18 protein-coding genes are annotated in these 22,459 nt (G+C 52.2%); 3 read left to right on the forward strand and 15 right to left on the reverse strand.

The genetic code is table 11. The features are described 5' to 3' along the window. Positions 1 to 20 precede the first annotated feature (20 nt). On the forward strand, positions 21 to 737 hold the full coding sequence (locus IC804_RS08475; protein ID WP_081157300.1) for a plasmid pRiA4b ORF-3 family protein: 717 nt from the start codon (positions 21 to 23) through the stop codon (positions 735 to 737). Between the two features lie 65 nt (positions 738 to 802). On the opposite strand, the gene IC804_RS08480 is transcribed toward IC804_RS08475, so the two are convergent. The 4 genes from IC804_RS08480 to IC804_RS08495 form a co-directional block, all read right to left on the reverse strand. Further along, positions 803 to 2,122, reverse strand: coding sequence for a YecA family protein (locus IC804_RS08480; protein ID WP_081157299.1), 1,320 nt, complete (start codon positions 2,120 to 2,122; stop codon positions 803 to 805). A 96-nt stretch (positions 2,123 to 2,218) separates the two neighbouring features. Then, entirely contained in the window at positions 2,219 to 2,422 is a 204-nt protein-coding gene (locus IC804_RS08485; protein WP_042382202.1) for a hypothetical protein, read from the reverse strand. Positions 2,423 to 2,648: 226 nt separating this feature from the next. Continuing rightward, positions 2,649 to 4,844: a YecA family protein gene (locus tag IC804_RS08490; RefSeq protein ID WP_050367910.1), complete on the reverse strand. Its 2,196-nt coding sequence runs from the start codon at positions 4,842 to 4,844 to the stop codon at positions 2,649 to 2,651. 297 nt (positions 4,845 to 5,141) lie between these two features. Then, entirely contained in the window at positions 5,142 to 6,428 is a 1,287-nt protein-coding gene (locus IC804_RS08495; RefSeq protein ID WP_087960277.1) for an SEC-C domain-containing protein, read from the reverse strand. Positions 6,429 to 6,635: 207 nt separating this feature from the next. Here IC804_RS08495 and IC804_RS08500 point away from each other — a divergent pair, with 207 nt between their 5' ends. Continuing rightward, positions 6,636 to 8,243 (forward strand): hypothetical protein, encoded by a 1,608-nt coding sequence (locus IC804_RS08500; protein WP_060476277.1) that lies wholly within the window; start codon positions 6,636 to 6,638, stop codon positions 8,241 to 8,243. Further along, a complete protein-coding gene (locus tag IC804_RS08505) occupies positions 8,240 to 11,020 on the forward strand; it encodes a DEAD/DEAH box helicase (RefSeq protein ID WP_081157297.1) in 2,781 nt (926 codons plus the stop codon). The genes IC804_RS08500 and IC804_RS08505 overlap by 4 nt, the downstream gene beginning before the upstream one ends. A gap of 436 nt (positions 11,021 to 11,456) precedes the next feature. Here the strand turns inward: IC804_RS08505 and IC804_RS08510 are convergent, their stop codons facing one another. The 11 genes from IC804_RS08510 to IC804_RS08560 all read right to left on the reverse strand — a co-directional run bounded on the left by IC804_RS08510 (position 11,457) and on the right by IC804_RS08560 (position 22,458). Then, positions 11,457 to 12,020 carry a Uma2 family endonuclease gene (locus tag IC804_RS08510; protein WP_081157296.1) on the reverse strand — a complete coding sequence of 188 codons (564 nt, stop codon included), beginning with the start codon at positions 12,018 to 12,020 and terminating at the stop codon, positions 11,457 to 11,459. 380 nt (positions 12,021 to 12,400) lie between these two features. After that, positions 12,401 to 13,372: an MTP-1 family protein gene (locus IC804_RS08515; protein WP_081157295.1), complete on the reverse strand. Its 972-nt coding sequence runs from the start codon at positions 13,370 to 13,372 to the stop codon at positions 12,401 to 12,403. Positions 13,373 to 13,656: 284 nt separating this feature from the next. Continuing rightward, a complete protein-coding gene (locus IC804_RS08520; RefSeq protein WP_081157294.1) occupies positions 13,657 to 14,133 on the reverse strand; it encodes a macro domain-containing protein in 477 nt (158 codons plus the stop codon). Positions 14,134 to 14,163: 30 nt separating this feature from the next. Next, positions 14,164 to 14,541: a DUF488 domain-containing protein gene (locus tag IC804_RS08525; RefSeq protein ID WP_081157293.1), complete on the reverse strand. Its 378-nt coding sequence runs from the start codon at positions 14,539 to 14,541 to the stop codon at positions 14,164 to 14,166. A 332-nt stretch (positions 14,542 to 14,873) separates the two neighbouring features. After that, positions 14,874 to 15,758, reverse strand: coding sequence for a UTP--glucose-1-phosphate uridylyltransferase GalU (gene galU / locus IC804_RS08530; RefSeq protein ID WP_008881347.1), 885 nt, complete (start codon positions 15,756 to 15,758; stop codon positions 14,874 to 14,876). 17 nt (positions 15,759 to 15,775) lie between these two features. Then, on the reverse strand, positions 15,776 to 17,128 hold the full coding sequence (locus IC804_RS08535; RefSeq protein WP_081157292.1) for a TrkH family potassium uptake protein: 1,353 nt from the start codon (positions 17,126 to 17,128) through the stop codon (positions 15,776 to 15,778). 259 nt (positions 17,129 to 17,387) lie between these two features. Next, positions 17,388 to 18,446, reverse strand: a complete 1,059-nt coding sequence (locus IC804_RS08540) for a BtaManbiosPhlase (protein WP_081157312.1) — start codon at positions 18,444 to 18,446, stop codon at positions 17,388 to 17,390. 2 nt (positions 18,447 to 18,448) lie between these two features. Beyond that, a complete protein-coding gene (locus tag IC804_RS08545) occupies positions 18,449 to 19,396 on the reverse strand; it encodes an MTP-1 family protein (RefSeq protein WP_029761191.1) in 948 nt (315 codons plus the stop codon). Positions 19,397 to 19,435: 39 nt separating this feature from the next. Continuing rightward, complete coding sequence (locus IC804_RS08550; RefSeq protein WP_008881351.1) at positions 19,436 to 20,266, reverse strand: carbohydrate ABC transporter permease; 831 nt, start codon at positions 20,264 to 20,266, stop codon at positions 19,436 to 19,438. Next, positions 20,253 to 21,131 carry a carbohydrate ABC transporter permease gene (locus IC804_RS08555; RefSeq protein WP_008881352.1) on the reverse strand — a complete coding sequence of 293 codons (879 nt, stop codon included), beginning with the start codon at positions 21,129 to 21,131 and terminating at the stop codon, positions 20,253 to 20,255. Before IC804_RS08555 ends, IC804_RS08550 begins: the two co-directional genes overlap by 14 nt. Position 21,132: 1 nt before the next feature. Beyond that, on the reverse strand, positions 21,133 to 22,458 hold the full coding sequence (locus tag IC804_RS08560; RefSeq protein WP_081157291.1) for an extracellular solute-binding protein: 1,326 nt from the start codon (positions 22,456 to 22,458) through the stop codon (positions 21,133 to 21,135). Position 22,459 lies beyond the last annotated feature (1 nt).

Below are 22,459 nucleotides of genomic sequence, written 5' to 3' on the forward strand. Positions count from 1 at the left end.
TAAAAAAGGAGACGATATTCATGGAAGAGAAAAGACTCATCGACTTGATCGACGAATTGATGACGAAGCTTAATTCAACGAAAACTTCCCATCCGCACGGTCGATGGACGGAAACACCAAAAAGCAAAAGCACGACATCAAAGAAACCGCGTCGCTCCAAAACCGCCTATCAGTTAAAAATATCCTTAAACGGCATCCGTCCGCCGATTTGGCGGCGCGTCCTTGTTCCCGGACATGCAACATTTCACGATCTTCATCTCATCATCCAAGAAGCAATGGGTTGGGAACAAGCTCATTTATACGAGTTCGATCTCAGAAACGCGCTTGTAAGCATCCCGGACGATTGGGACTCGTTCCACTTTGGAAAAGAGCGGTTGGACGCCCGCCGCATTCAATTGCAGCAATGGCTGACGGAAGAAAAACAAAAGTTTCTGTACATTTACGATTTTGGCGACTACTGGCGCCATACCATCACCGTCGAAAAGATTGAAACACTCCCCAAACCGCTGGAACGCGCCACTTGCCTGAAAGGGAAACGGGCATGCCCTCCCGAGGATTGCGGCGGCGTCTATGGTTATTTGGAGCTGCTCGAATCAGCAGCAAACCAAGACTCCCTTACGGATCCGGAACTGCTTGAACGACTTGACTGGATGTATGACATGAAAGGCGAAGATTTTGATCCCGATGCGTTTAACATCGAGGAGGTGAACAAGCGGTTATCCTACATCCATCTGTAGCAAAGGGGGAGAAGGCGTCCAAAACAACGGCTGGGCACCTTCTCCCATGGATGCGCTGTATGTTCTTAACAAAACCCCCGCCCCGCAAATGTTTGCCAGACGAGCTCCTCGAGTTCTTCACGCAGTTCGGCTTCGTCGACTCCCTCAAGCAAACCGTCCTTTTTCCATGTTCGGATCGCTTTGTCGATCAAGCGATGGACTTGATCGGTGTCCCAACCTTCGTCGTCAAACAGTTCTTCGACTTCGTCAAGCCATTCGTCAATCGCGGCATCCAACTCATCGCCGTCTATCATGCCTTCTTCGAAATCCCACTCATCATCAAGCCATTCCTCATCGTCATCATCCCACTCGCCATCCTCATCGCGATCCAGCATCTCGACCGCGAACAAGATAAATTCCATGGAAGTTGATTCGACTTCCTCGGCCGCCACTCCGTAGCGTGCAGCCGCTTCCTCTGCATCCATGAACTCCTCTTCCGCCATCTGACCGGCAACATGGCGAAGCGCGGCTGCATACACGACCGGGTCATCGATGGCCGGTTCATCTTGTTCGCAATACATGCGCCAAAAGAACGCCGCATGGCTAAGCACCCGGGACGATGTCTTTTCTTCTCTCCGCTTCAGCTCGTGAAGAACCGCTTCTTCGTCAGGATCGTTCCACTCCAATTCAGCCGACAGCTGCCATAGCCATTCGTGAAGAGCCAGATCGAGCGCTTCTGGAAACGATGTTCGCCAAAACGCGTCTGCCGCTTTCCCGCTTCGTTTTCTCTCCGCCTCAATCGCATGGGCGAGCCGTGTTCTTCCGTTCTTTGGAAACGGCAGAGCGGCTATAAAGTACGTAAACTCTTCCCCATATGGAAGGAGGAAGCCAAGCAAAACGTCCCCTTCTTCAGCCGGCGGAACGGGCTCGGACGTTAAAAAACGGACGCGTTTTTCTTCCCCGCTCACAAGATCGCGCACCATGAGACGCCGCTCTTCGTCGAAACGGACGATCTCACCAAACGACGGAATTCCCTCCGTCCATCGCTCCAAATGCGCTTGCACCGCCGGCCGCCAACGGTTGCGGCGCCGGTCTTGCATGTACGCCGAAAAGATTGTTGTCCCCTTCTCATCCACCGGCCGGCAAAAAACAGCCCAATCCGTCAACAATAAATGAGCGCCCGCCTCTAACTCTTCCGGAAACCATTGAAACGAGCATTCCGCCATCGTTTCCACCAACACGTCCTCGTATCGCTCCGACGCAAACAAGACCACATCCTGCATGCATTCGACCAGCTCGCGCTCAATAATAGATGCAATCGATACCGCCTCTTGCTTTCCACAACAATGCTTGTACATTTTCCCACTGCCGCATGGACAAAGATTGTTTCGCGATGCCTTCGCCATATAGCTACCTACTTTCTTTGTATCATAGTCATTGAACGTTCTCCCCCTCTACGCTAACGCTCGGGCCAGCTAAACACCTTGGGGAGACATTCACGATCAACGTGTGATGGAACTGCTTTCAGCAACACATATCGCAAGCACTTTGGGACTTCCGCCGCTCATGTCGAGAACATCGATTCGCATTCCATTTTTTATGCCTAACCAAAATCCTGGTTCTTCACCAAAAGGTGCCCTTGGCTTTTTCAAAACATGCCATATTTCCTTCTCCAAGGAGAAAATCAGCCAATCCATGATTTTCATGCCGGTTGACACTCCGCACTCCTAAAGGTGTAGGATTCTTGGATCATTCGCGTCCTCATCCGTTTCTAGGTAAAACGAGAAAAACCCTGCTTCTCAAGCACACGTTATGGTGATGGACCAAAATCCTAAGAATATGAATGACTCTTACCATTGGTCTTGCCTGCATAATGGAGAATCATAGAGGCCGAGCCGAGAGAAACAAGCGCCCCGTCATTCATCGGGACGCCTACGGCCGGCGAAGCAAACGGGACAACGAGACAAGCAGGCGCTCTTGAAACGCAGCCCGTTCTTTCTCCACCTTGTCTGGCCACTCTTGCAACGCCTGAAGCCACGGCTCTACGTACGGAGAGAAAGACGGCGGATACACGCGGGCAAGATCGTCCAGCTTGCCGTTGCGATCGGTCGCGGCGACGATATACATGCCCGGCAACAGATGCGGCTCTGCCCGCTTCGGAATGTCCCATGTCACCGTTCGGTTATGGGCAAGCCAATCCAGCACCGCCTTCCCCTGTTCCACACGCTTGACGCGGAAAAACGAGAAACCGACGGAAAGGGGAATAGGCAAACCAAACAAACGAGCAAGCTGCCAAGCCATCAGTTCCTCATCCGCCTTTCCGTTCTCGCCCCTCCATTCATCCAGCAAAGCAAAGCAATGTTCCAATTCGCTTCTGACCTCTTCCAGCACGGCACAAACAACAGTTCGATGATTCGTTCCATAACGGCGGTCCAGCCAATCGGCCCACTCAAGCAACATATCGAGCGCTCGGCTCACCACTTCCCATGAAAACGAACTCCATCTTGACGGGATTTGCTCGACGATGCATTGTTTCCATTCTTCTTCTCCTACGTCCTCCCACGATGAAAACGTCCGCCCGGTCATATATTCACACACGAGCAAAACCACGGCCCAACACGCCTCTTTGGCCTCTTTTTCTCCGCTCACGATGACTTCGTTATAAAACGCCAATGCGTCATCGGTAAAATACATCCCTTCCCATTCCGCGCGGATCAACAATGTCTCGGTTCTTTCCGGCCCCATCCATTTCATTTTCCATAAGTCCGAAAGACGATGTGATGAGCTAAACGGAGATGGGGGCAATCCATAACGGGAGCGAATGGGATTCACTCCGATGAGCACCGGCAAATTGGCTCGTTCTTGCATGTTAAACAAATGGAATTCATACTCTTTCAGCCACTCATCCACTTCCTGCACACGCCCCTCGCGCGCCATTTCGTGAGGGGTTTTTCCATTCCATTTCTCAAGCGGGGTGTGAAGGGCTTTTTCCATTTGAACATCCAATCCGGCCATCGTTGCCACCCAAGGGGGAGAGTCTGGGTCTGAATCAATATGAAGCGAAACGTTTTCGATCCCTTTTCGGCGCAAAACGGCTTCTGTCCCCCGTTTTCGTTCTTTTGGGGAATACCCAAACGCCTGCAGCAGCGACACGAGCTGTTCGGCCGTCCCTTCCTCCTCGGTAGACAACACGAGACGCGACCGATGAGCGGATAATGACCCGCCTAATTCAAACACATGAATCGGCTTGGGGGAAATCACTCCGACATAATGGTACACATTGGTGCACCATGAACCTTCCACTTTCTCCCCATCGTCATGATCAATGTGAGCGCGTCCGATCGAAGCAAGCTTCCTCATCGCCTCAGCGGCTTCCTGGCATTCGTATTCATACGTCCATCGCGTGCGCTCCTCTTGCACATCGTCCGCCCTCGGAGGATAGCCTGCATCAACGATATCGAGAAAATGTTCAACGGCTACCTTTTCATACGGCCAATCGGTTTGCGTCAACAAGACGCGAATGTTCTCTTCCGCCCGTTCCACGCCCTTCGGATCCACAATCGATGATACACCGCAAACGTAATAGCCGCCGTCAAAGGGCTCCAAAAAGGCAAACATGCCGCCCCAAGGGCGCACAACCTCCAATGTCTCGCAATACGGCATGAGAAGTTTCTCGCCCGTCAACCGGTCGACCGCCACTCCTCCTTCATCATGCAAATCGACAAATTGCACAAGGCGCGGCACAAGTCGAACCCAGCGGTCCAACATTTCCTTGAGCTCCGGAGACAGACGACGCCCTTTTTCCTGTTGAAACCATTCAACGCCGCGCAATCCATTCGGATAACGATGGAGGAAAAAACGCCAAAGCGTCTCAAACACCTTCAACTCTTCACGATGATCCTTTTGTTCGATCATTCGGCGAAATGTACGGTTGACCGCTTCGCGTTCATCATAAGACAGCGATTCATCCAAAAACCGCTGCACCATTTGCGACAGCTCATATTTTTGGTCAAAAAAGCGGCGCTGCCGCACCCGCTTGATTTCACGCTCCTGCTGTTTGTTCATGCAGCACTTCTTATACTTTTTCCCGCTTCCGCACGGGCACGGGTCATTTCGGCCGATTGCCATGCAAAATCCTCCCTTCTAATCATTCCTTTCCAAAACGGCGACCAAGATATTAAAAACTGTCGGAATCGCGCACAAAGCCATTTTTCCCAATCCATTATGGATTCGGTCAAAACCGATCGTTCCCCGCCGCTTTTTTTGGAGTTTCACGAATGGAACGCATTCCATTCCCTGTTTCTACTTATAGAGGGCTTGGGTTGAGCCCAATGATGTTTGAATGAGAGAGCCCTTGTGGAACCGGCTTTCCTTTCTGACGAAATGCCGCTGACTTGCGCGCAGCGCCCGTTTTTCTGCCAGCTTCTAGATGAATCCCCGATCGGTGAAGATCTCCCACGCTACATCGCGGAGTTCTTTACGCAATTCTTTTTCATTCACTTCCTCAAGCAGGCCCTCATCCCTCCACGAACGGATGGCGCGGTCAATATGACGGTTGACTCGCTTCTCGTCCCATCCTTCACGCATCAACATCAGATCGATGTCATCGATCCATTCATTGATGCGCGCATCAAGCTCATCCCCTTCCTCTTCGAACCAGTCTTCCTCCCAGTCATCGAGCCATTGCTCGTCGTCTTCATCATCAACAGCCATCAGGAAAAAATCCAACGCCGCCGATCGCACATCTTCTGGCATCACGTCATACCGATCGGCGATGTCTTCCACCTCCGATCCTTCCGCCTTCATCAAATGCCCAGCCACATAGCGGAGCGCCGCCGCGTAGACGGGAACCGAATAAGGGAGGCGGGATGTTTTTCCGCAATAGATCGCCCATATGGCGAACGCTTGATTGAGCAGCGCCGCTGGCGCCTCCGGCTCGTTTTCATCGAGCTCGCGAATGACGGCCGCTTGTTTCGGATCATCCCATTTGAACTGTTTGGCGAACTGCCAAAGCCACTCCAAGAGCACATCGGAAAGCACAGCGACGAACCGATCGCGCATCCATAAAGCCGATGGCTGACCGCTCCACTCCCCTTCTTGTTGAATCGCCCGAAGCAATCGATCTTTCCCTGACGCCGGGAGCGGAAACACCGCTGTGAAACACGTGAACACGTCTTGGTACGGCACAAGGAAGCCGAACACCACATCTCCTGTTTCGATCACGCTCGGCCATTGATCGGAAGTCAATAAATGAACGATCTTTTCCTCTCCCGTCAACAAATCCCGGACAACGGGGCGATTGTCGTCATCATAGCCGATGAACTCGCCAAGCGACGGAACGGCTCCTTCCCACCTCTCGATGTGCGCCTGAACGGACGGGCGCCACCGCTCCCAATGACGGCTTTTCCGGTAAGCAGAAAAGATCGTTTGTCCTGTTTCATCAACCGGCCAACAAAACAACATCCAGTTCACCGCCATGATCTGCACGCCAAGCTCGAGTTCCTCCGGCATCTCATCAAGCGGGAACTGGTCTAAAAGCTCTTCCGCCTCCCTCTCATACCGCTGCAAAACAAACTGACGCATATCATTCATGCATTCGATCAACTCGCGGTCAATCAATGACGAAATCGAAACCGCCTCTTGCTTTCCACAACAATGCTTGTACTTTTTGCCGCTGCCGCACGGACAAAGGGCATTCCGCGACACCGTCATATCGTCACCCGCTTTCCTTCGATTCGGCCTTGCCGTTATGTTCATTGTATCATAACAGAGAGAAAATTAGGAATAAATCCCACGCCAAACAAACATAGCAACAGTACAATCCGCCATGCTATAATAAGTAGATATAAAGAATGAACGGAAAACGGGGGCTTTCTTCGGGAACCCATGATGCACAATGGACGGAAAGGACGGACTGATATGTTGCAGACCGCAATCTCCAAACCTCTGTTGCAAAAAGCCGCTGCCGACTTGCAGCGGGAATGGCCGTTTTCTCTCTTCCAACATGTCATCCAAAAAGGGCGGGAATTGTCACGGCAAGGGTTGGTGTATAACGTCATGGTCATAGACAGCGATTTTATCGAAGGAAAAGTCATCGACACCGCCATTCATGACGTGACGCTTGATTTGTCGGACATCTCCCTCCACAGCTGCCCATGCGGGGCGGAAGATCTTTGCCCGCACGTACTGGCGCTGTTCTTTTACGTGTACGGAAATGTATTTGACAACGGCGAGTTGTTGCGGCAATGGAAACAAGGAAAGAAAAAACCGAACCGGAAAGCGGCATCGGTCCAAACACCGTCTGAACCAAACACAGCGGAATCGGTCGCCCAATGGCGGAAGCAGTTCGCCGACCTATTGGACGAGTGGAGCGCCCGCCACCGCCGCCGCAATGATTGGCCGTACCGCTTGTCCCATCAACTGTTTCCGCAACTCGTCAAAAACAGCCCGAAACACAGCGCTGTCCGTTCGTTGCATCGCTTTCATGCGGCCTTGTTTTTGCTTGACCATTTGTTCGAATACGGACGCGAACGCGGTTGGGACCGTGGGCTGTTGTTCGGATCATACGAGCAGTTTTCGTGGCAACAAGACGTCGATTATATCGCCGACGAATGGTTCGAAACGTTGGAACGGTTTCCGTCCGAACTGCTGCCCCCGTCTGTTGAAACGCACATCGAACAGACGATCCCGTATGTACGGGAGTTGTTGCTGCGGTGGGGAAAGGCGTCCCCTTCACTCGTCTACAGCCTATACACAACCGCTTGGGAGCTGCTGTTCACGAAAGAAGCGCAGCGCCGGCAAGAGAAAGAAACGCTGATCCGCCTGGCAACGGAAAAACAGTCAACCACTCTGTTGCTAGCTGCCGCCCATCTCGCCTTTTTACTCGGCGAAGATGACGAAGCGCTCGCCATCTACCGCCAACATCCCAAGGAAGCGGCTCCGTTTTTTATCGATTGGATGGAGCGGTTCGCATCCTCGCATTCGCCGGAACGTTTCGCATCATTTTGGGCGAAAGGAAAGCAAGAGCTTGCCTTCTACATATCCGCTCTTCCAGAGATGGAGCGGTCGCCGTTTGTCAACGAAATCGGTCGGCTGTACGAATCATACGCTCGCCAACACAACAAATGGGACGACTATGAGAAGCTGTTGGCCGCATGCTTCCCATACAGCGCGAACCGCTACGTTCATTGGCTGCTCGGTCAAAGGCGCTACCATGATGTAGTCGACTTATACTTATGGGTGGACGCCACCGCCCATGACATTGATCCAACATTTCTCGCCATGCTGCAAAAACAAAACCCGGCGCTCGTCTTGCCATTGTATCACCGAGCGGTCATGCGTTTTGTCGAGGCGAAAAACCGCGCAAGCTATCGCGTCGCCGTGCAATATTTAAAAAAATTGCGTGCGTGCTACCGATCGTTGAAACGAATGAACGAATGGCAGATGTATCTTGAACAGCTGCTAGCCAAAACAGCGCGCATGCGCGCGTTTCATGAAGAAGTGGAGAAAGGAAAATTGCTTCTATGATGGAACAAGCGTTGCAGACGATCACCCTTTCATGTGAGTGGAGCGAAGAAGGACGATGCTTCTGGCTCAGCGGCCCGGACCGTGTTTCGAGCTGGGCGCCGCTTGTGTTCGCCTGGCATGAAGAAACCTTTTACGGCACCTTGCTTGATGTCGCGACCGTCCACGGACGCGACGCGGTGCGGCTGTCCCCGTGGCAGGCGCTCACGTTTTTCGCCTGGCGCCCGTCCAACCGTTTTCTTTCCATCAAATGGGGAGATGAGTTCACCGCCCAGCTTGAAACATGGGCGAAGCAAATCATCGACGATGTGCGCACACGCTGCTTCCGTCCCGATTTCTCGGCGTGGAAACAAGGGCAGCCGTCTGAATGGGCCGAAGCTGAGCGGACGCGTTGGCGCGGGCTCAAAGACGATCCGCACCCGCTTGTTGCGGCATGGCGGTCGCTGGCAATCGCCGACTGGCTGTCGCGCGACCCAGAGCTGCGCGGCATTTGGGGCGACATCGTTCGCGCTTATCCATTAATCGCCTCCCCCAGCGGCCAATGGATCGGAACGGAAGACGATTGGCTGGAACAAATCGGCTGGCTCGGCGACCGGCCGCCGTTTACGGTCGGGCTTCGCCTCGTCGAGCCGCCTGAGGACGGCGACGCATGGACGCTGGAAGCGGTGTTCATCGCCATCGACGACAGCGTCATCGCCTCTGCCCGTGATATTCCGCGCGCCTGGCGCCCATATGAATCATCGATCCAGCGCGCCATTCGCCGCATTTGCGCGATCGTGCCGTGGCTTGACGCCGGGGAGGGTCTGCGGACGGAACTGTCTAATGAAGAAGCGTGGCGTTTTTTGTCCGAAGACAGCTTAAAGCTCACCGAAGCGGGCGTACGCCTCTTGCTTCCCGACTGGTGGCACGACATCCGCCAGGCGCAGCTGTCGATCAAAGCGAAACTGTCGCCTTCCGTCAACGCCGAATCACTGTTCGGCCTTGAGCGGCTCGCTGATTTCGATTGGCGCGTCGCGACCAACGGGATTGAGCTGACGGAAGAGGAGTTTGCCGCTTTGGCGGAACAAAAGCGGCGCCTCATTCGCCTGCGCGGCCAATGGCTCATCCTTGACCCCGCCCTTGTCCGCCGCACCCAGGCGCTCATGGAAAAGGCGAAAAAAGAAGGCGTGCCGATCCACGATATCGTGGCGCAAACGCTGCTTTCAGAAGCAGAGGAGCGCGAAGAGGCAACGGACGAATCGATCCCGATCCACATTGACGTCCATGATCAGTTCCGCGCGTTCATCCGCCAGCTCCAGCAGCTGGATGGATTGCCGAAAGCGAATGTGCCGCCGTCGTTTCGCGGCACGCTCCGCCCGTACCAGCAGCGCGGCGTCGACTGGCTCGTCTTTTTGCGCCGATTCGGCTTTGGCGCCTGCTTGGCCGATGACATGGGGCTAGGCAAAACGGTGCAGCTGCTTGCTTATTTGGCGCACGTCAAAGAAATCGAACGCCCGGACACGCCGGCGTTGCTCATCTGCCCGACAAGCGTGATCGGCAACTGGCAAAAGGAATGCGCCCGCTTCACCCCAGACTTGCGCGTCTACGTGCACCATGGACCGAACCGGGCGAAAAACGATGCGTTCGTGCAAACGGCAGGCGAGGCCGATCTCGTCATTACGTCTTACAACCTTGCCCATTTAGACCATGACGATTTAAAACAGATGCACTGGCACGTCATTTGCTTGGATGAAGCGCAAAACATTAAAAACGCGCAAACAAAACAAGCGCGCGCCATCCGCCGCTTGAGCGGAAAACATAAAATCGCCTTATCCGGCACGCCGGTTGAAAACCGTCTCGGCGAACTTTGGAGCATCTTCCACTTCCTCAACCCGGGCTACCTCGGCAGTGCGGCCGAGTTTGAACGCCGCTTTGCCGGACCGATCGAAAAAGAAGGCGATGCCCATAAAAAAGCGGCGCTGCAAACACTCATCCGTCCGTTTCTCTTGCGGCGGACGAAAACGGATGAAGCGGTTGCGCTCAACTTGCCGGATAAGCTCGAACAAAAAGAATACTGCCCGCTCACAGCTGAACAGGCGGCTTTGTACGAGCAGCTCGTCAACGACACACTCGAACGGGCAAAGGAAGCCAGTCCGTTTGCGCGGCGCGGCTTGATTTTGCAAATGCTAAACGGTGTGAAGCAAATTTGCGACCATCCGGCGCTGTATTTGAAAGAACGCCGCCCCCGCCAGCTCGTTGAACGGTCGCACAAGCTCGAAAAGCTCATCGAACTGATCGAGCAAATCCGCGCCAACGACGAATCGTGCCTCATCTTCACGCAATACGTGCGAATGGGCGAGATGATCCAACAGCTGCTTTCCGACTTGTTTGATGAGCCGGTGTTGTTTTTGCACGGAGGCGTCCCAAAACAAACGCGCGACCGAATGGTGGATGAGTTCCAAGCGAAAAAAGCGCCGATTTTCCTTTTGTCGCTCAAAGCAGGCGGCACCGGGCTCAACTTAACCGCCGCCAACCACGTCATCCATTTCGACCGTTGGTGGAACCCCGCCGTCGAAAACCAGGCGACTGACCGCGCCTACCGTATCGGGCAAACGAAATTCGTCCACGTCCATAAGCTGATCACGACCGGGACAATTGAAGAAAAAATTGACGAGATGCTCGAACAAAAGCAAGCGCTCGCTGATGTGATCACTGAAGGCGAAACGTGGATCACCGAGCTGTCTGACGATGAGCTGCGCGACTTGCTCGCCTTATCGGCCGCAGCGAAAGGAGGCGCTTGAGCATGGCGGAAGAAAAACGAAAGCGCAAGAAAAAAACGGCGGAAAACCCGTGGGAAAAGTTGCTGAAGCGGATGGAAGAGAAAATGAAGGAGCGGGAAAAGCGGCAAAAACAACCGTAAAGGACATCACGCAGGCGATAAACATCCTGTTGGACACAGAAAAAACTTCATCAACAAGTGTTGTTCTTTGTCCAGCCATGAAAAGGATCATCCAGGCACGTGTGTTCATCGAAACATCTCATGGGCAACGTTTTGCCCTTCACCCGGGCATGAACATGAATCATCAAGGCACGCGCATTTTCACGGAAAGGTCCATGGGCAGCACGCTTTGCCCTCCACCCGGGGATGAAAATCACGCGCCAGTCCTGCATTTTCACGAAAACAGCGTGGGATTGATCCCACGCTGTTCGCTTTCAAGCCATCCTCTCAGCACCTTGTCAACGAAACAATTCGGGCATGTCGATTGCAAGCCCCGGAAAATACACGGAGCGAACCGTTCCCGTTTTCACTTGAACATCCGCCTGCTCATACAGCCGTTCCTTATTGAGCACATACACCGTCACAGCCTGCTTCATCGGATTGACGATCCAATATTCATGGACCCCGCATGCCATGTACAAATTGAACTTGGTGACAAGATCATGCGCCTGGTTCGACGGACTTAAAATCTCGACGATCAGCGGCGGCACTCCGATATACTTCGTTCCATCCAACCGTTCTTCGCCGCAAATAACCGTCAAGTCGGGAACGACCACATGTCGTTCCCCTGTTTGCTCATCAACAAGCTCCACATCAAGCGGCGCCGCCAGCACATCGCACGGCTTTCCTCGAAAAAACAAACTGAACGGAAAATGAAGCCGGCTCGAGATGAGCTGATGCCGCACGCTTGGCGACGGGGTCATATACACGGCCCGATCAATATACTCTAAACGATCATCGCTTTGTTCACGCAGGACCCAATAGCGCTCGTACGACACGCCAGAAGCAAGCGGCAAAGACAATGAAGGCCCCTCCCCATTCCCTTTTTTCTCAGTATACTGGATGGCTTCGAAAGGGGCAATGGGAGGTGAAAAGGGTCTTCCTTAAGAATCCGTCCAATGGATTGAAGTCAACGAATATGAACGCAAAATCTTCCGTTTTATACATTGTGAACATTTTTTGGATCCATATCCGCCAAAATGGTTTCGTCCGACCGACTCCTAGGAGAACAACGCGGCTCTAACTGCTGCTGGCTATTATGGTCTATCGCGCAAACAAGTCACGTTTATGTCAAACCGAAGCCCTTCGCACAAGGCAAGAAACATAGCCGGCCAAATGTGAAAAAGGACCGGCCGCCAACCTTCCCCATTCATAGAGAAGGTCTGTCGCACCGATCCTTTCGCTAAACGGAAGCATACATCCGATCAAGCTCTTGCGCTTCGTATTTCGCAAACGGGTCGATCAGCGAAATTTTTTGCGCCTCGGCATCGCTCACACCAGCGTACAGCTCAGCCGTCCCGTCCCCTTTGCGGATGAGTCCGCCACTAAAGACAACGTTCGCTAAATCCGGCCGTTTCGCCGGCCCGTCTAAAAAGTGAGAGCGAAGCGCAAGCAATTCCAGTTCAGAGCGCTCCATCGTCTCTGGATTTAAGACGAACACCATCGGGTAGTAATGACGGTTGCCGTGCTCGTCAAAGCAGGCGATATGGCCGAGCGCACCGACAAGCCCGTTCGCCAACAAATGCGCCTCATTCACGCCGCCCCATTCCTCATCAGTGAATTGGGCGTCAAGAAGCGGAGCTGCTTCAATCACATCCGGCGTCAAGTCATCGAGCGAAAAAATGCGAGTAAAACCAATTTTCCCTCGGCCGCCCTTTTCTCCTTGCGGGCGAGTAAAGACGCCGATCGAGCCGTCTTTCAGTTCGACAAGGCGGATATCTTTCATCCCATCCGGCCCTTCCGCAAATTTTTTCAACCCACGGATGTTTGCGCCACGGTAAAAGACTGTCCGCCAGCTGAGCGCGCCATCAAACACCGGATGTGGAAACGTTTCCACCCCACCAAACACAAGTTGCCCGTGAATGCGCGCTACAAACGGATCTTGCAAAGCAAACACTGGCGCTCCTTCGCGCGGAACCCAGACGCCCTCGCGCTCAACGAAAAAGTACACTTCCGATTGCTCACTGTCGCGCGACTCAACGCGCCCAGCAATGACAAACTCACCGTCATCTTCAAACGGCGCGGAAATATTATAAACGTCCCGGTCCCCGACACCCGCAAAGCGCAATTTTTTCGGTTCAAACGGCTGCGGAGCCAGACGAAACTCGTCAACTAGCATTTCACATGTCTTTAAAGTTGGGAATTGAAATAACATGATTCATCCCTCCGGACGATGCCAAAAACGCCATAGACGGCATTTTTGGCCGTTTTTCCTGGTCGCGGTTCGAACAGGAAACGCCAAACTTCCTTTTCACACCGGCTTCATCACTCGGACACCAACGACGATGCCACCTCCCGTTAGCCGGATCAGGAAGTGAAGAAACTTTTTTGTGTTTTATATTATAATATGATATGGTGAATCACGAAACGTGTTATTCTTTGCCAAAAAAAAGAAGGGCCGAGCGTTGTCAAGGCCCTTTTTCTTCCTTATTTGTTTAACTAAACCTGCTGGATAAACGACTCATCGATATCGACCACGACAAACTCCACATCCATCACAGGCTCAAGCACCTCACGAAACAGCTTTGCCACTTTCCCTTTATCCAGCCCACCAACTCCTGTTCCTAAAGCTGGAAGCGCCACGTGCTTAATCCCGTGCTCCCGACAATATGTGATCAGCCGCTCAAGGCATTGGCGGACGATCGCATACGATGTCTGCCCTGCGGGCTGCTTCATCGTCACGAGATGAATGACACCACGAAACGGCAACGTCCCTGCTCCGGTCACATACAAATCCCCTGGTTGTGGATCTTGCGCTTGGCAGATGCGGATTGCTTCCTCTTCAATGACGCGGCCGCCTGCCCGACGGATCGCCGCCGCCACTCCGCCGCCCATCGGTCCAATGCCGTTGGCGGCATTGCAAATGTACTCGACCCCTTCCACCTTCGTCAAATCACCGATGATCGCGCGAATCATCGCTTATCCCTCCTCGTCGTTCGCTCGTTCTCAGCCCATTCGGCGCAAAAACTCGCAAAGAACAACGGCATGGTTATGTCGCTCATCTTTGGCCGCGTAAAGCAACGTCACCGTCCCGGAAAGCGAAAGCAGCTTGCTCACAAGCGCCCGCTTCGTTTCATCGGTGGCCAACTCCCACTCGTACTTTCTGGCAAACTCGGCAAACCGCTCCGGCCGATGGCCGAACCATTGCCGCAACTCGGGACTCGGGGCGATCTCCTTCAGCCAACCGTCGAGGCGCGCCGCGCTTTTCGCCACCCCGCGCGGCCAAAGACGGTCAACAAGAATGCGGGTGCCATCGGAATCGTCGTATTGTTCATAAATTCTTTTTACTTGGAAACGGCCATTCTGCTTTGATTCGTTCGCCATTGTTCATCCGTCCCCCTGCTGTTTCGCGTGCGCCACTTGCTGTGCCAACGTTCATCGACACTGAAAAAGCCAGTGAACACCGCGGTTTCTGCATACTAGTGACTTTAGAGAACGCTACACATCAATGGTTATCTATTAGAAAAACATTTTTTACGCTTTGTTGTTGATGGCATCATTCCTCTGATATTGAACACTTCTCCCTGCGCTCACGCTAGGAAGTAGCGGGCCTCTCGGCTTAGGATAAAGCTCAAGACCAAGAGATTTCGCGGTTTGAAACTCCCTCTAACCGCCCGACTCTTGATCGTTGCTAGCAGAGGCGTGCGGCGAATCGTTCACTCAGCCGATCCTTTCGCCTCTGTCACCATCCGCTCTAAAAACGAAAGCAAATCGTCGCGCAGCTCCTTGTTTTGCAAGGCAAACTCGATCGTCGTTTCGATAAAGCCGAGCTTCTCCCCGACATCGTACCGTTTCCCTTCGAACTCATAGGCGAAGACACGCTGAATTTCATTGAGCCGCCCGATCGCATCGGTCAGCTGAATCTCCCCACCCGCACCGACTTCTTGCTTCTCTAAAAACAAGAAAATCTCCGGCGTCAATACATAACGGCCAACGATCGCCAAATTGGACGGCGCCGTGCCTGGAGCCGGTTTTTCGACAAAACGACGCACTTGGTAGCGGCGGCCCCGCTGCTCGAGCGGATCGATGATCCCGTAACGGTGCGTCTCTTCCTCCGGCACACGCTTGACGCCGATCACCGAGCTGAATGTTTGCTCGTATTGATCAATGAGCTGCTTTAAGCACGGCGTTTCCGCTTGAACGATGTCGTCACCCAACAACACCGCAAACGGTTCATCCCCGATGAAACTGCGGGCGCACCACACCGCATGCCCTAATCCTTTCGGCTCTTTTTGGCGAATGTAGTGGATGTCTACTTTGGATGGCTCTTTCACTTTTTCCAACAAATCGAGCTTCCCTTTTTGCTTGAGCAGCTGCTCGAGCTCAAACGCATGGTCGAAATGGTCTTCAATCGCCCGCTTCCCTTTCCCGGTGACGATAATAATGTCTTCAATGCCTGATGCCATCGCCTCTTCCACAATATATTGAATCGTCGGCTTATCGACAATCGGAAGCATCTCCTTCGGCATCGCCTTTGTCGCCGGCAAAAATCGCGTTCCAAGCCCTGCCGCAGGAATGATCGCTTTGCGCACTTTCTTCATGATTCCTTCCCCCTATTCTAGCCGATAATGACCCGTTCTTTCGGGTAATGGTAGCTATCTTTCACCGCTCGGCCACGGATCAGCCATAAAAATGAAATGATGCCGACCCGACCGATAAACATCAACATCACCAACACAAGCTTGCCAAACGGGCTAAGCTCGGGGGTAACACCGAGCGACAGCCCGGTCGTCCCAAATGCCGAACATATTTCAAACAAAAGCGTGACCACAGGGAGTGACGACTCCGAGACGGAAAGCGTAAGAACCGCCGCAAAACAAAGAAACAGCGCCGCAATAAAAACGACAAACGATTTTAAAATATCTTCCTCGTGAATTTCGCGCCCGAACACTTTGACTGCTGAGCGCCCTTTCGCATAATGCCAAACCGTTAACAAAATGACCGCCAACGTCGTCGTCCGAATCCCGCCACCGACGCTACTCGGAGAAGCACCGATGAACATCATCGCGCTCAAAAGCAATAACGTCGGGTGGGAAAACTCGTTCATATCCATCGTCGCCAGCCCACCGCTGCGCGATGACACGGACTGAAACAGCGCATAAAAGAGCGAACGATGCCACGACTCTCCAGCCAAAAAATGATTCCATTCAAGCGCATAAATCGCCACCGTACCAAAGATGACAAGGGCAAAAAACGTCACGGTCGTCAATTTCGTAAATAGCGAAAACCGATAGCTTCCTCGGTTGCGCGCAAACAAAAACTCTTTCACCTCAATGAGCACCGGAAATCCGATCGCTCCTAGAATGATGAGGAGCATATGGACGATTTGCACGAAATAATCGCCGGCGAACGGAATAAGCGACTTGCCGGTAATGTCAAACCCCGCATTCGTCGTCGCGCTGACCGACGCAAACACGGCCTGCAAAAACGCTTCTGGCCACGTCGGAAAATACCGCAAAAAATACACGCCCAAAACAAGCGCACCGACCGCTTCAATCGCGAGAATCAAGAAAAAGATTTCCCGCGCGAGCTTCACGAGCCCTGACAACGCGAGCCGGTTCTGGTCTGCCATGATCAGCTGCCGCTCACGAAATCCGATTTTTTTGCCAAACAACAGCCAAATGAACGTACTCAGCACCATCAACCCGATGCCGCCAACTTGCATCATCACAACTAAAACGACAACACCGAGCGTATTAAACGTCTCCGGAACCGATACGACCGTCAACCCGGTCACACTAATGGCGCTTGCCGCGGTAAACAGCGCGTCAATCCAGCGAAGCTCCACCCCCGGCCGGTGCATAACCGGCAACCATAGCAATACCGTCGACACCGCGACCGCCACCAAATAAAACAGAATGATCAATTGAATCGTTGACAGCTTCAACCATAATGAACGTTTGATTGCCACGTGGCCATTCACCCACCATTGCCTCGACCAGCGCAGGAACGGCTTCCTCACACTGATCCTGCTCAGTATTTATACGTACGATCAATCAATGTTGTTTTCCATTATATCAAATCTTCTTAGCCGAAAAGAAATTTATTTCGATTCTTTTTAAACAGAAAGAGAGAGCAATACACCATTGTCACGATCAGCCCCACAAAAAAAGAAACGCCTAATCTGTTTAGGCGTTTCTGTCCATGCTCCAATGTGTGGGTTTTCTTTTTCATCCCTTACCAAGCGAAGCCAAAATATCGCTAAGCCGCAGCTCAACACAAGCCATTGACGTATCCGCGGCGCCGTAATACATTTTCACGATGTCACCGTCAACGAGCGCTCCGCATGAGAATACGACGCGCCCGAAAAAGCCGTTCACTTCGTAATCCGCTTCCGGCTCGACAAGCGGCTGCTCCGAGCGGGCAATGACTTTCGATGGGTCATCTAAATCCAACAACACCGCCCCCATGCAATAGCGGTGGTCTTCTGACGCACCGTGGTACAACTCAAGCCAGCCGTGCTCCGTCTTGATTGGCACCGCACCGCCGCCGATGCGGGCGCTGTCCCATTTCCCTTCCCGCAAGCCGAACAAAAAGCGGTGATTTCCCCAGTAACGCAAATTGTCCGACTCAGCGATCCACACCTCAGGACGGCCGTTGCTTCTTGGCACCGGGCGGTGAAGCGCATAATACTTGCCGTTAATCTTCTCCGGAAAAATGAGCACGTCTTTATTCTCCGGTGCAAAAATCATCCCGTGATGCTCAACCGTCCGAAAATCGGTCGTCGACACCATCACCTCGCCGACCCCTTTGGGCGACACAGCGCTGAAATAAATGTAATACGTCCCGTCAATGTACGTAATGCGCGGGTCTTCCACTCCAAATGTCTCTAACTCATTCGAAGGATAGATCAACGGCCGATCGTCAATCGTAAAGCGCCGCCCGTCTTGACTGCGGGCAAGACGCAAATACGATAGTGACGTCAAATACAAAAATCGTTCCGTCCCTGCCTCTTTAATGACCCTTGGATCGGAAAAATCATAGCGCGGGTCGTCCTTGTGAAACTCATAAATATCGACCTTCCCTGTCTTTGAATTCCACACCGGCGCCTTCACCACGTTCGGGTCATCCGACACGGGACGTTCTGCCACCCGAAGCAACAACAACACATCCCCTTGAAACCTCGCCACCCCGGCGTTAAACGCACCGATCACTTCAAACCCATCATGATACGGCAGCACATCATTCGGCGTAATGAGCGGATTTTCTTCATAACGGTAAAGGTGCATCATCATCCCTGCCTCTCGTATTTCATAAATGGATCAACAATCGTTAGCTTTTGTGCTTCGGCATCGCTTGTTCCAGCGTAAAAATCAGCTGTGCCATCCCCTTTGCGCACGAGTCCGCCGCTGAATACAACGTCTGCCAAATCGGGGCGTTTCGCCGGCCCATCGAGGAAATGAGACCTTGTGGCGATCAACTCCATTTCCGACGCTTCCCCAGTATCTGGATTGAACGCAAATACCATCGGATAATAATGACGGTTCCGTTCCTGATCGAAACAAGCGATATGACCAAGGACACCGACAAGTCCATTGGCAAGCAAATGCGCTTCATTCACGCCTCCCCATTCTTCATCGGTAAACTGACCGTGAATCAAAGGAGCGTCTTGAATCGCTTTGACCGTCAGTTCATCGAGCGAGCCGACGCGGGTGAACCCAATTTTTCCGCGACCACCTTTTTCACCTTGTGGGCGAGTGAACACACCGACAGATCCATCCCGCAATTCAACAAGCCGAATATCCTTCATTCCATCAGGTCCAGTAAAAAAGTGCATCAATTCATTCATCGTTTTTCCACGATAAAACACCGTCCGCCAATATAACTTCCCATGAAGCACAGGGTGCGGAAACGTCTCCACCCCACCAAACACGAGATGCCCGTGCACACGCGAAATAAACGGATCCTGCAACGCGAACACCGGGGCCCCTTCGCGCGGCACCCATGTTCCCTCACGTTCGACAAAAAAGTAAACTTCCGACTGCTCGCTATCCCTCTCTTCCACCCGTCCGGCAATCACCCACTCACCGTCATCTTCGAACGGCGCGGAAATGTTGTACACATCGCGACCTCCAACACCGGCAAATGCCAGCTTCTCCGCTCGAAACGGTCGTGGAGCACGCGCGAGCTCCTCAAGCAATGTTTTGCATGTTTTCATTGTCGGCATCCTCGTCTGCATAACGTCTCTCCCTGCTCTCTTTTCCATCGTGATGTTTCATTATTTTAATATGAACTGCATACCTTCTTTAAAATTCTTGCTAAACAAAATGAACAAAATCAAAATCGGCAGCGTGAGTAACACTGAGGCGGCATACATTGGCCCCGGATACCCCCCATACGGCCCAAACATTTGCGCCAACAATACATTTAATGTCAACATCTTTTCGTTATTGACGACCAGCATATCCCAAAGAAGTTCCACCCATCGTTCCATGAAAAGGAACAAGAAAATAATCGTTGTGATCGAGCGCGACATCGGCCAGATAATGCGGCGAATGATGGTGAGATGTCCTGCCCCATCCATCTTGGCGGCTTCGATCAATTCATCAGGAATGCTGCGGAAAAAGTTCGTATACATAAAGATCGCCCACAAGTTGACGGCCTTCGGCAAGATCATCGCCCAATACGTGTTGTACCAGCCGAAATACCGGACGATCAAAAACAGCGGAATCAACAAAATGATCGACGGATAAAACATTTGAAACAAAATCGCGTTATTGACCCATTGTCTCCCCTTAAAGGTCACTTTCGACAACGCATATCCGACCATCACCGCCGTCACCAGCATAAGAAGCGTTGATGCCGATGTGACAAGCAAACTGTTGAAAAACGCCCGAAGCCACGGCCGCGGCACGACATCTTCACCGCCTTGAAACAGCCATTCATACGAGCGCAATGTCAATGACGACGGAATCAACTTTCGATCGACTTCATCCCATGGAGCAAGCGAGCCTAACACCATATACAAATACGGGAAAACCATGACGAACAAAACCGCAAACGCCAGCACATAAAGCAAGCCAACCTTCCATCGTTTACTCCCAACCATGTCTGCCACCCCATTTTTCCAACAGCTTGCGAAAGATGAAAATCGACGCAAAGGTGACGATCGAATTGATGATCGCGACCGCCGTTCCGTAACCTGCGTTTAATTTTTCAAACGCCTGGTTGTAAATCTCTAGCTGCCACGTATGGGTCGCATACTCCGGCCCGCCGCCCGTCAACACATATGGCTCCGTGAAAATGCCAAACATCAAGCCGACTGCTAAAATCGTCACCGTATAAAACGAAGGGTACAGCATTGGAATAGTCACGTGCCAAACCCGCTTCCAGCCGACCGCACCGTCGATTTCAGCCGCCTCATAGACTTCTTTCGGAATACTTTCAAGACCCGATAAAAACAAGAGCGCATAGTAACCGACAAACTTCCACGCCATCATCAGCACGATCACTAGCGCCGCCAAGGTCGGAGACCCGAGCCAGTCAATATCGAGACCAAACACATCTCGCAAAAATTGATTGAACGGACTGTTATAAGAAATAACCCCTTTGACGACAATCGCCGATGCTACTCCTGACGCTAAGTACGGCAAAAAATACCCAACGGCAAAGAGTCCTTTCCACCGTGGCAGATGATGAATGATCAACGCCAAAATCAGCGAGCCAGCGATAACGATCGGCACAAACATCAGCATAAACTTGTACGTCACCCAAAACGCAGCCCGCACACTCGGACTGAACAACGCATCGATAAAATTTTGAACCCCTACTGTCTCATATTCTGGAGAAATCAAGTTCCAGTTCGTAAAGGCGAGATATAACGCCCAAAATAAAGGGATTAAAAAGAAAATAGCGGAATAGATAAGGTATGGGCTGGCGAGCAGCCAACCCACTTTTGCCGTGTGCTTATTCATGTTACTTTAACACCCCATCGATCGCTTTCTCCATATCCTTCCAAGCTTTTTCAGGGGTTTTCTCCCCTTTAACAACGGGGTTCAACGCTTGTTTGCCGATCAATTCTTGAATTTCAACCATTTGGGCATTATCCATCGGCGGCAACGCATTCGGGATATTTTCCGCATACAGTTTCAACTGCGGATTTTCCTCAAAATAGGAGACAAACGCCTCGTTCGTTGACAAATCATCCCGCGCTGGCGGCAAATTCGTCTCTTTCAGCCATTCCAAATCGTTTTGTGGGTCAGAGTACACCCATTTGACGAAATCAAACGCAGCTTGTTGTTGCTCTTTCGTCGCTGAAGCGTAAATGACTAGCCCTTTTGTATCGGCAAACGTTTTTGCTTGCGCTGGATCCATTCCATCCGGCACCGGCGGCATGGATAAAACGTATGTTTCGTTAAATTTCATTTCCGGAAACTTCTCCGCCCAATAAGGGAACGTCCATGGTCCTAAATCGACCATCACCGACGTGCCGTTTTCAAACGGATCTTTCGTCTCCCTCGTCAGTACTAGGTGATTTTTACTTAAATCCGCAAAGAATTGAAGTGTTTTTACTCCTGCGTCGCGATCCGCGCTCAGTTTATTCCCATCAATAAAATGAGTTCCATTCGACGCGGCGTTATACAGCATAAAGAAGTCAAACCATCTTGCCCACCATGTCGGTTTGGCCAAATCGGCTCTCGCCCACAAAAACTTGTCTGGATATTTTTCTTTTAGCTTTTTGCCGACCTCAAGGACTTCGCTATATGTTTTCGGTGGCTCGTTATATCCTAACTCTTTCAATAGATCGATTCGCCAACCAAACAGCATGGCGTTCGAGTAAATCGGCAGTACATACTGATGTCCATCAGCAAACTTCCAAGTGGAAATCGTCGTTTCCATTTGCCGCTTGCGAAGTAAGTCGTCAAATCCGTCAAATTGATCCATGGGCACAATCGCCCGGCTTTCCGCCAATTGCGCGGCAAAACCACGCGAGATGTTTTCCGAAAGGACCGGTGCGTTTCCTGCAGCAATGGCGGACTGAATGCCCGCCTCCGAAGAAGGGCTTTCCGGCATCGGCGATACTTTGATTTTCACATGTTTATGCTCTTCCATATAGCGGTCGGCCATCTTCTTCCAGAACGCTTGTTGCGTCGGGTTCGGCGCTGCCCAAAAATCAATCTGCACGGTTGAACTTTGCTTCCCCTCTCCTTGCTCATTTCCTGCTTGTCCTTGGCAGCCCGTTCCGATCACCACAGCGGCAAGTAACACCGAAACGAGCTTAAACCACTTGCGCTTTTTCATC

The organism is Geobacillus sp. 47C-IIb, from assembly GCF_014679705.1.
GTDB classification, from domain to species: domain Bacteria; phylum Bacillota; class Bacilli; order Bacillales; family Anoxybacillaceae; genus Geobacillus; species Geobacillus thermodenitrificans.

Bases quoted from the DNA above. Each gene is read 5' to 3' on its own strand.
- IC804_RS08475 (WP_081157300.1), top strand. From the start codon at position 21: ATGGAAGAGAAAAGACTCATCGACTTGATCGACGAATTGATGACGAAG.
- IC804_RS08480 (WP_081157299.1), bottom strand. From the start codon at position 2,122: ATGGCGAAGGCATCGCGAAACAATCTTTGTCCATGCGGCAGTGGGAAA.
- IC804_RS08485 (WP_042382202.1), bottom strand. From the start codon at position 2,422: ATGAAAATCATGGATTGGCTGATTTTCTCCTTGGAGAAGGAAATATGG.
- IC804_RS08490 (WP_050367910.1), bottom strand. From the start codon at position 4,844: ATGGCAATCGGCCGAAATGACCCGTGCCCGTGCGGAAGCGGGAAAAAG.
- IC804_RS08495 (WP_087960277.1), bottom strand. From the start codon at position 6,428: ATGACGGTGTCGCGGAATGCCCTTTGTCCGTGCGGCAGCGGCAAAAAG.
- IC804_RS08500 (WP_060476277.1), top strand. From the start codon at position 6,636: ATGTTGCAGACCGCAATCTCCAAACCTCTGTTGCAAAAAGCCGCTGCC.
- IC804_RS08505 (WP_081157297.1), top strand. From the start codon at position 8,240: ATGATGGAACAAGCGTTGCAGACGATCACCCTTTCATGTGAGTGGAGC.
- IC804_RS08515 (WP_081157295.1), bottom strand. From the start codon at position 13,372: ATGTTATTTCAATTCCCAACTTTAAAGACATGTGAAATGCTAGTTGAC.
- IC804_RS08520 (WP_081157294.1), bottom strand. From the start codon at position 14,133: ATGATTCGCGCGATCATCGGTGATTTGACGAAGGTGGAAGGGGTCGAG.
- IC804_RS08525 (WP_081157293.1), bottom strand. From the start codon at position 14,541: ATGGCGAACGAATCAAAGCAGAATGGCCGTTTCCAAGTAAAAAGAATT.
- galU (WP_008881347.1), bottom strand. From the start codon at position 15,758: ATGAAGAAAGTGCGCAAAGCGATCATTCCTGCGGCAGGGCTTGGAACG.
- IC804_RS08540 (WP_081157312.1), bottom strand. From the start codon at position 18,446: ATGCACCTTTACCGTTATGAAGAAAATCCGCTCATTACGCCGAATGAT.
- IC804_RS08545 (WP_029761191.1), bottom strand. From the start codon at position 19,396: ATGCAGACGAGGATGCCGACAATGAAAACATGCAAAACATTGCTTGAG.
- IC804_RS08550 (WP_008881351.1), bottom strand. From the start codon at position 20,266: ATGGTTGGGAGTAAACGATGGAAGGTTGGCTTGCTTTATGTGCTGGCG.
- IC804_RS08555 (WP_008881352.1), bottom strand. From the start codon at position 21,131: ATGAATAAGCACACGGCAAAAGTGGGTTGGCTGCTCGCCAGCCCATAC.
- IC804_RS08560 (WP_081157291.1), bottom strand. From the start codon at position 22,458: ATGAAAAAGCGCAAGTGGTTTAAGCTCGTTTCGGTGTTACTTGCCGCT.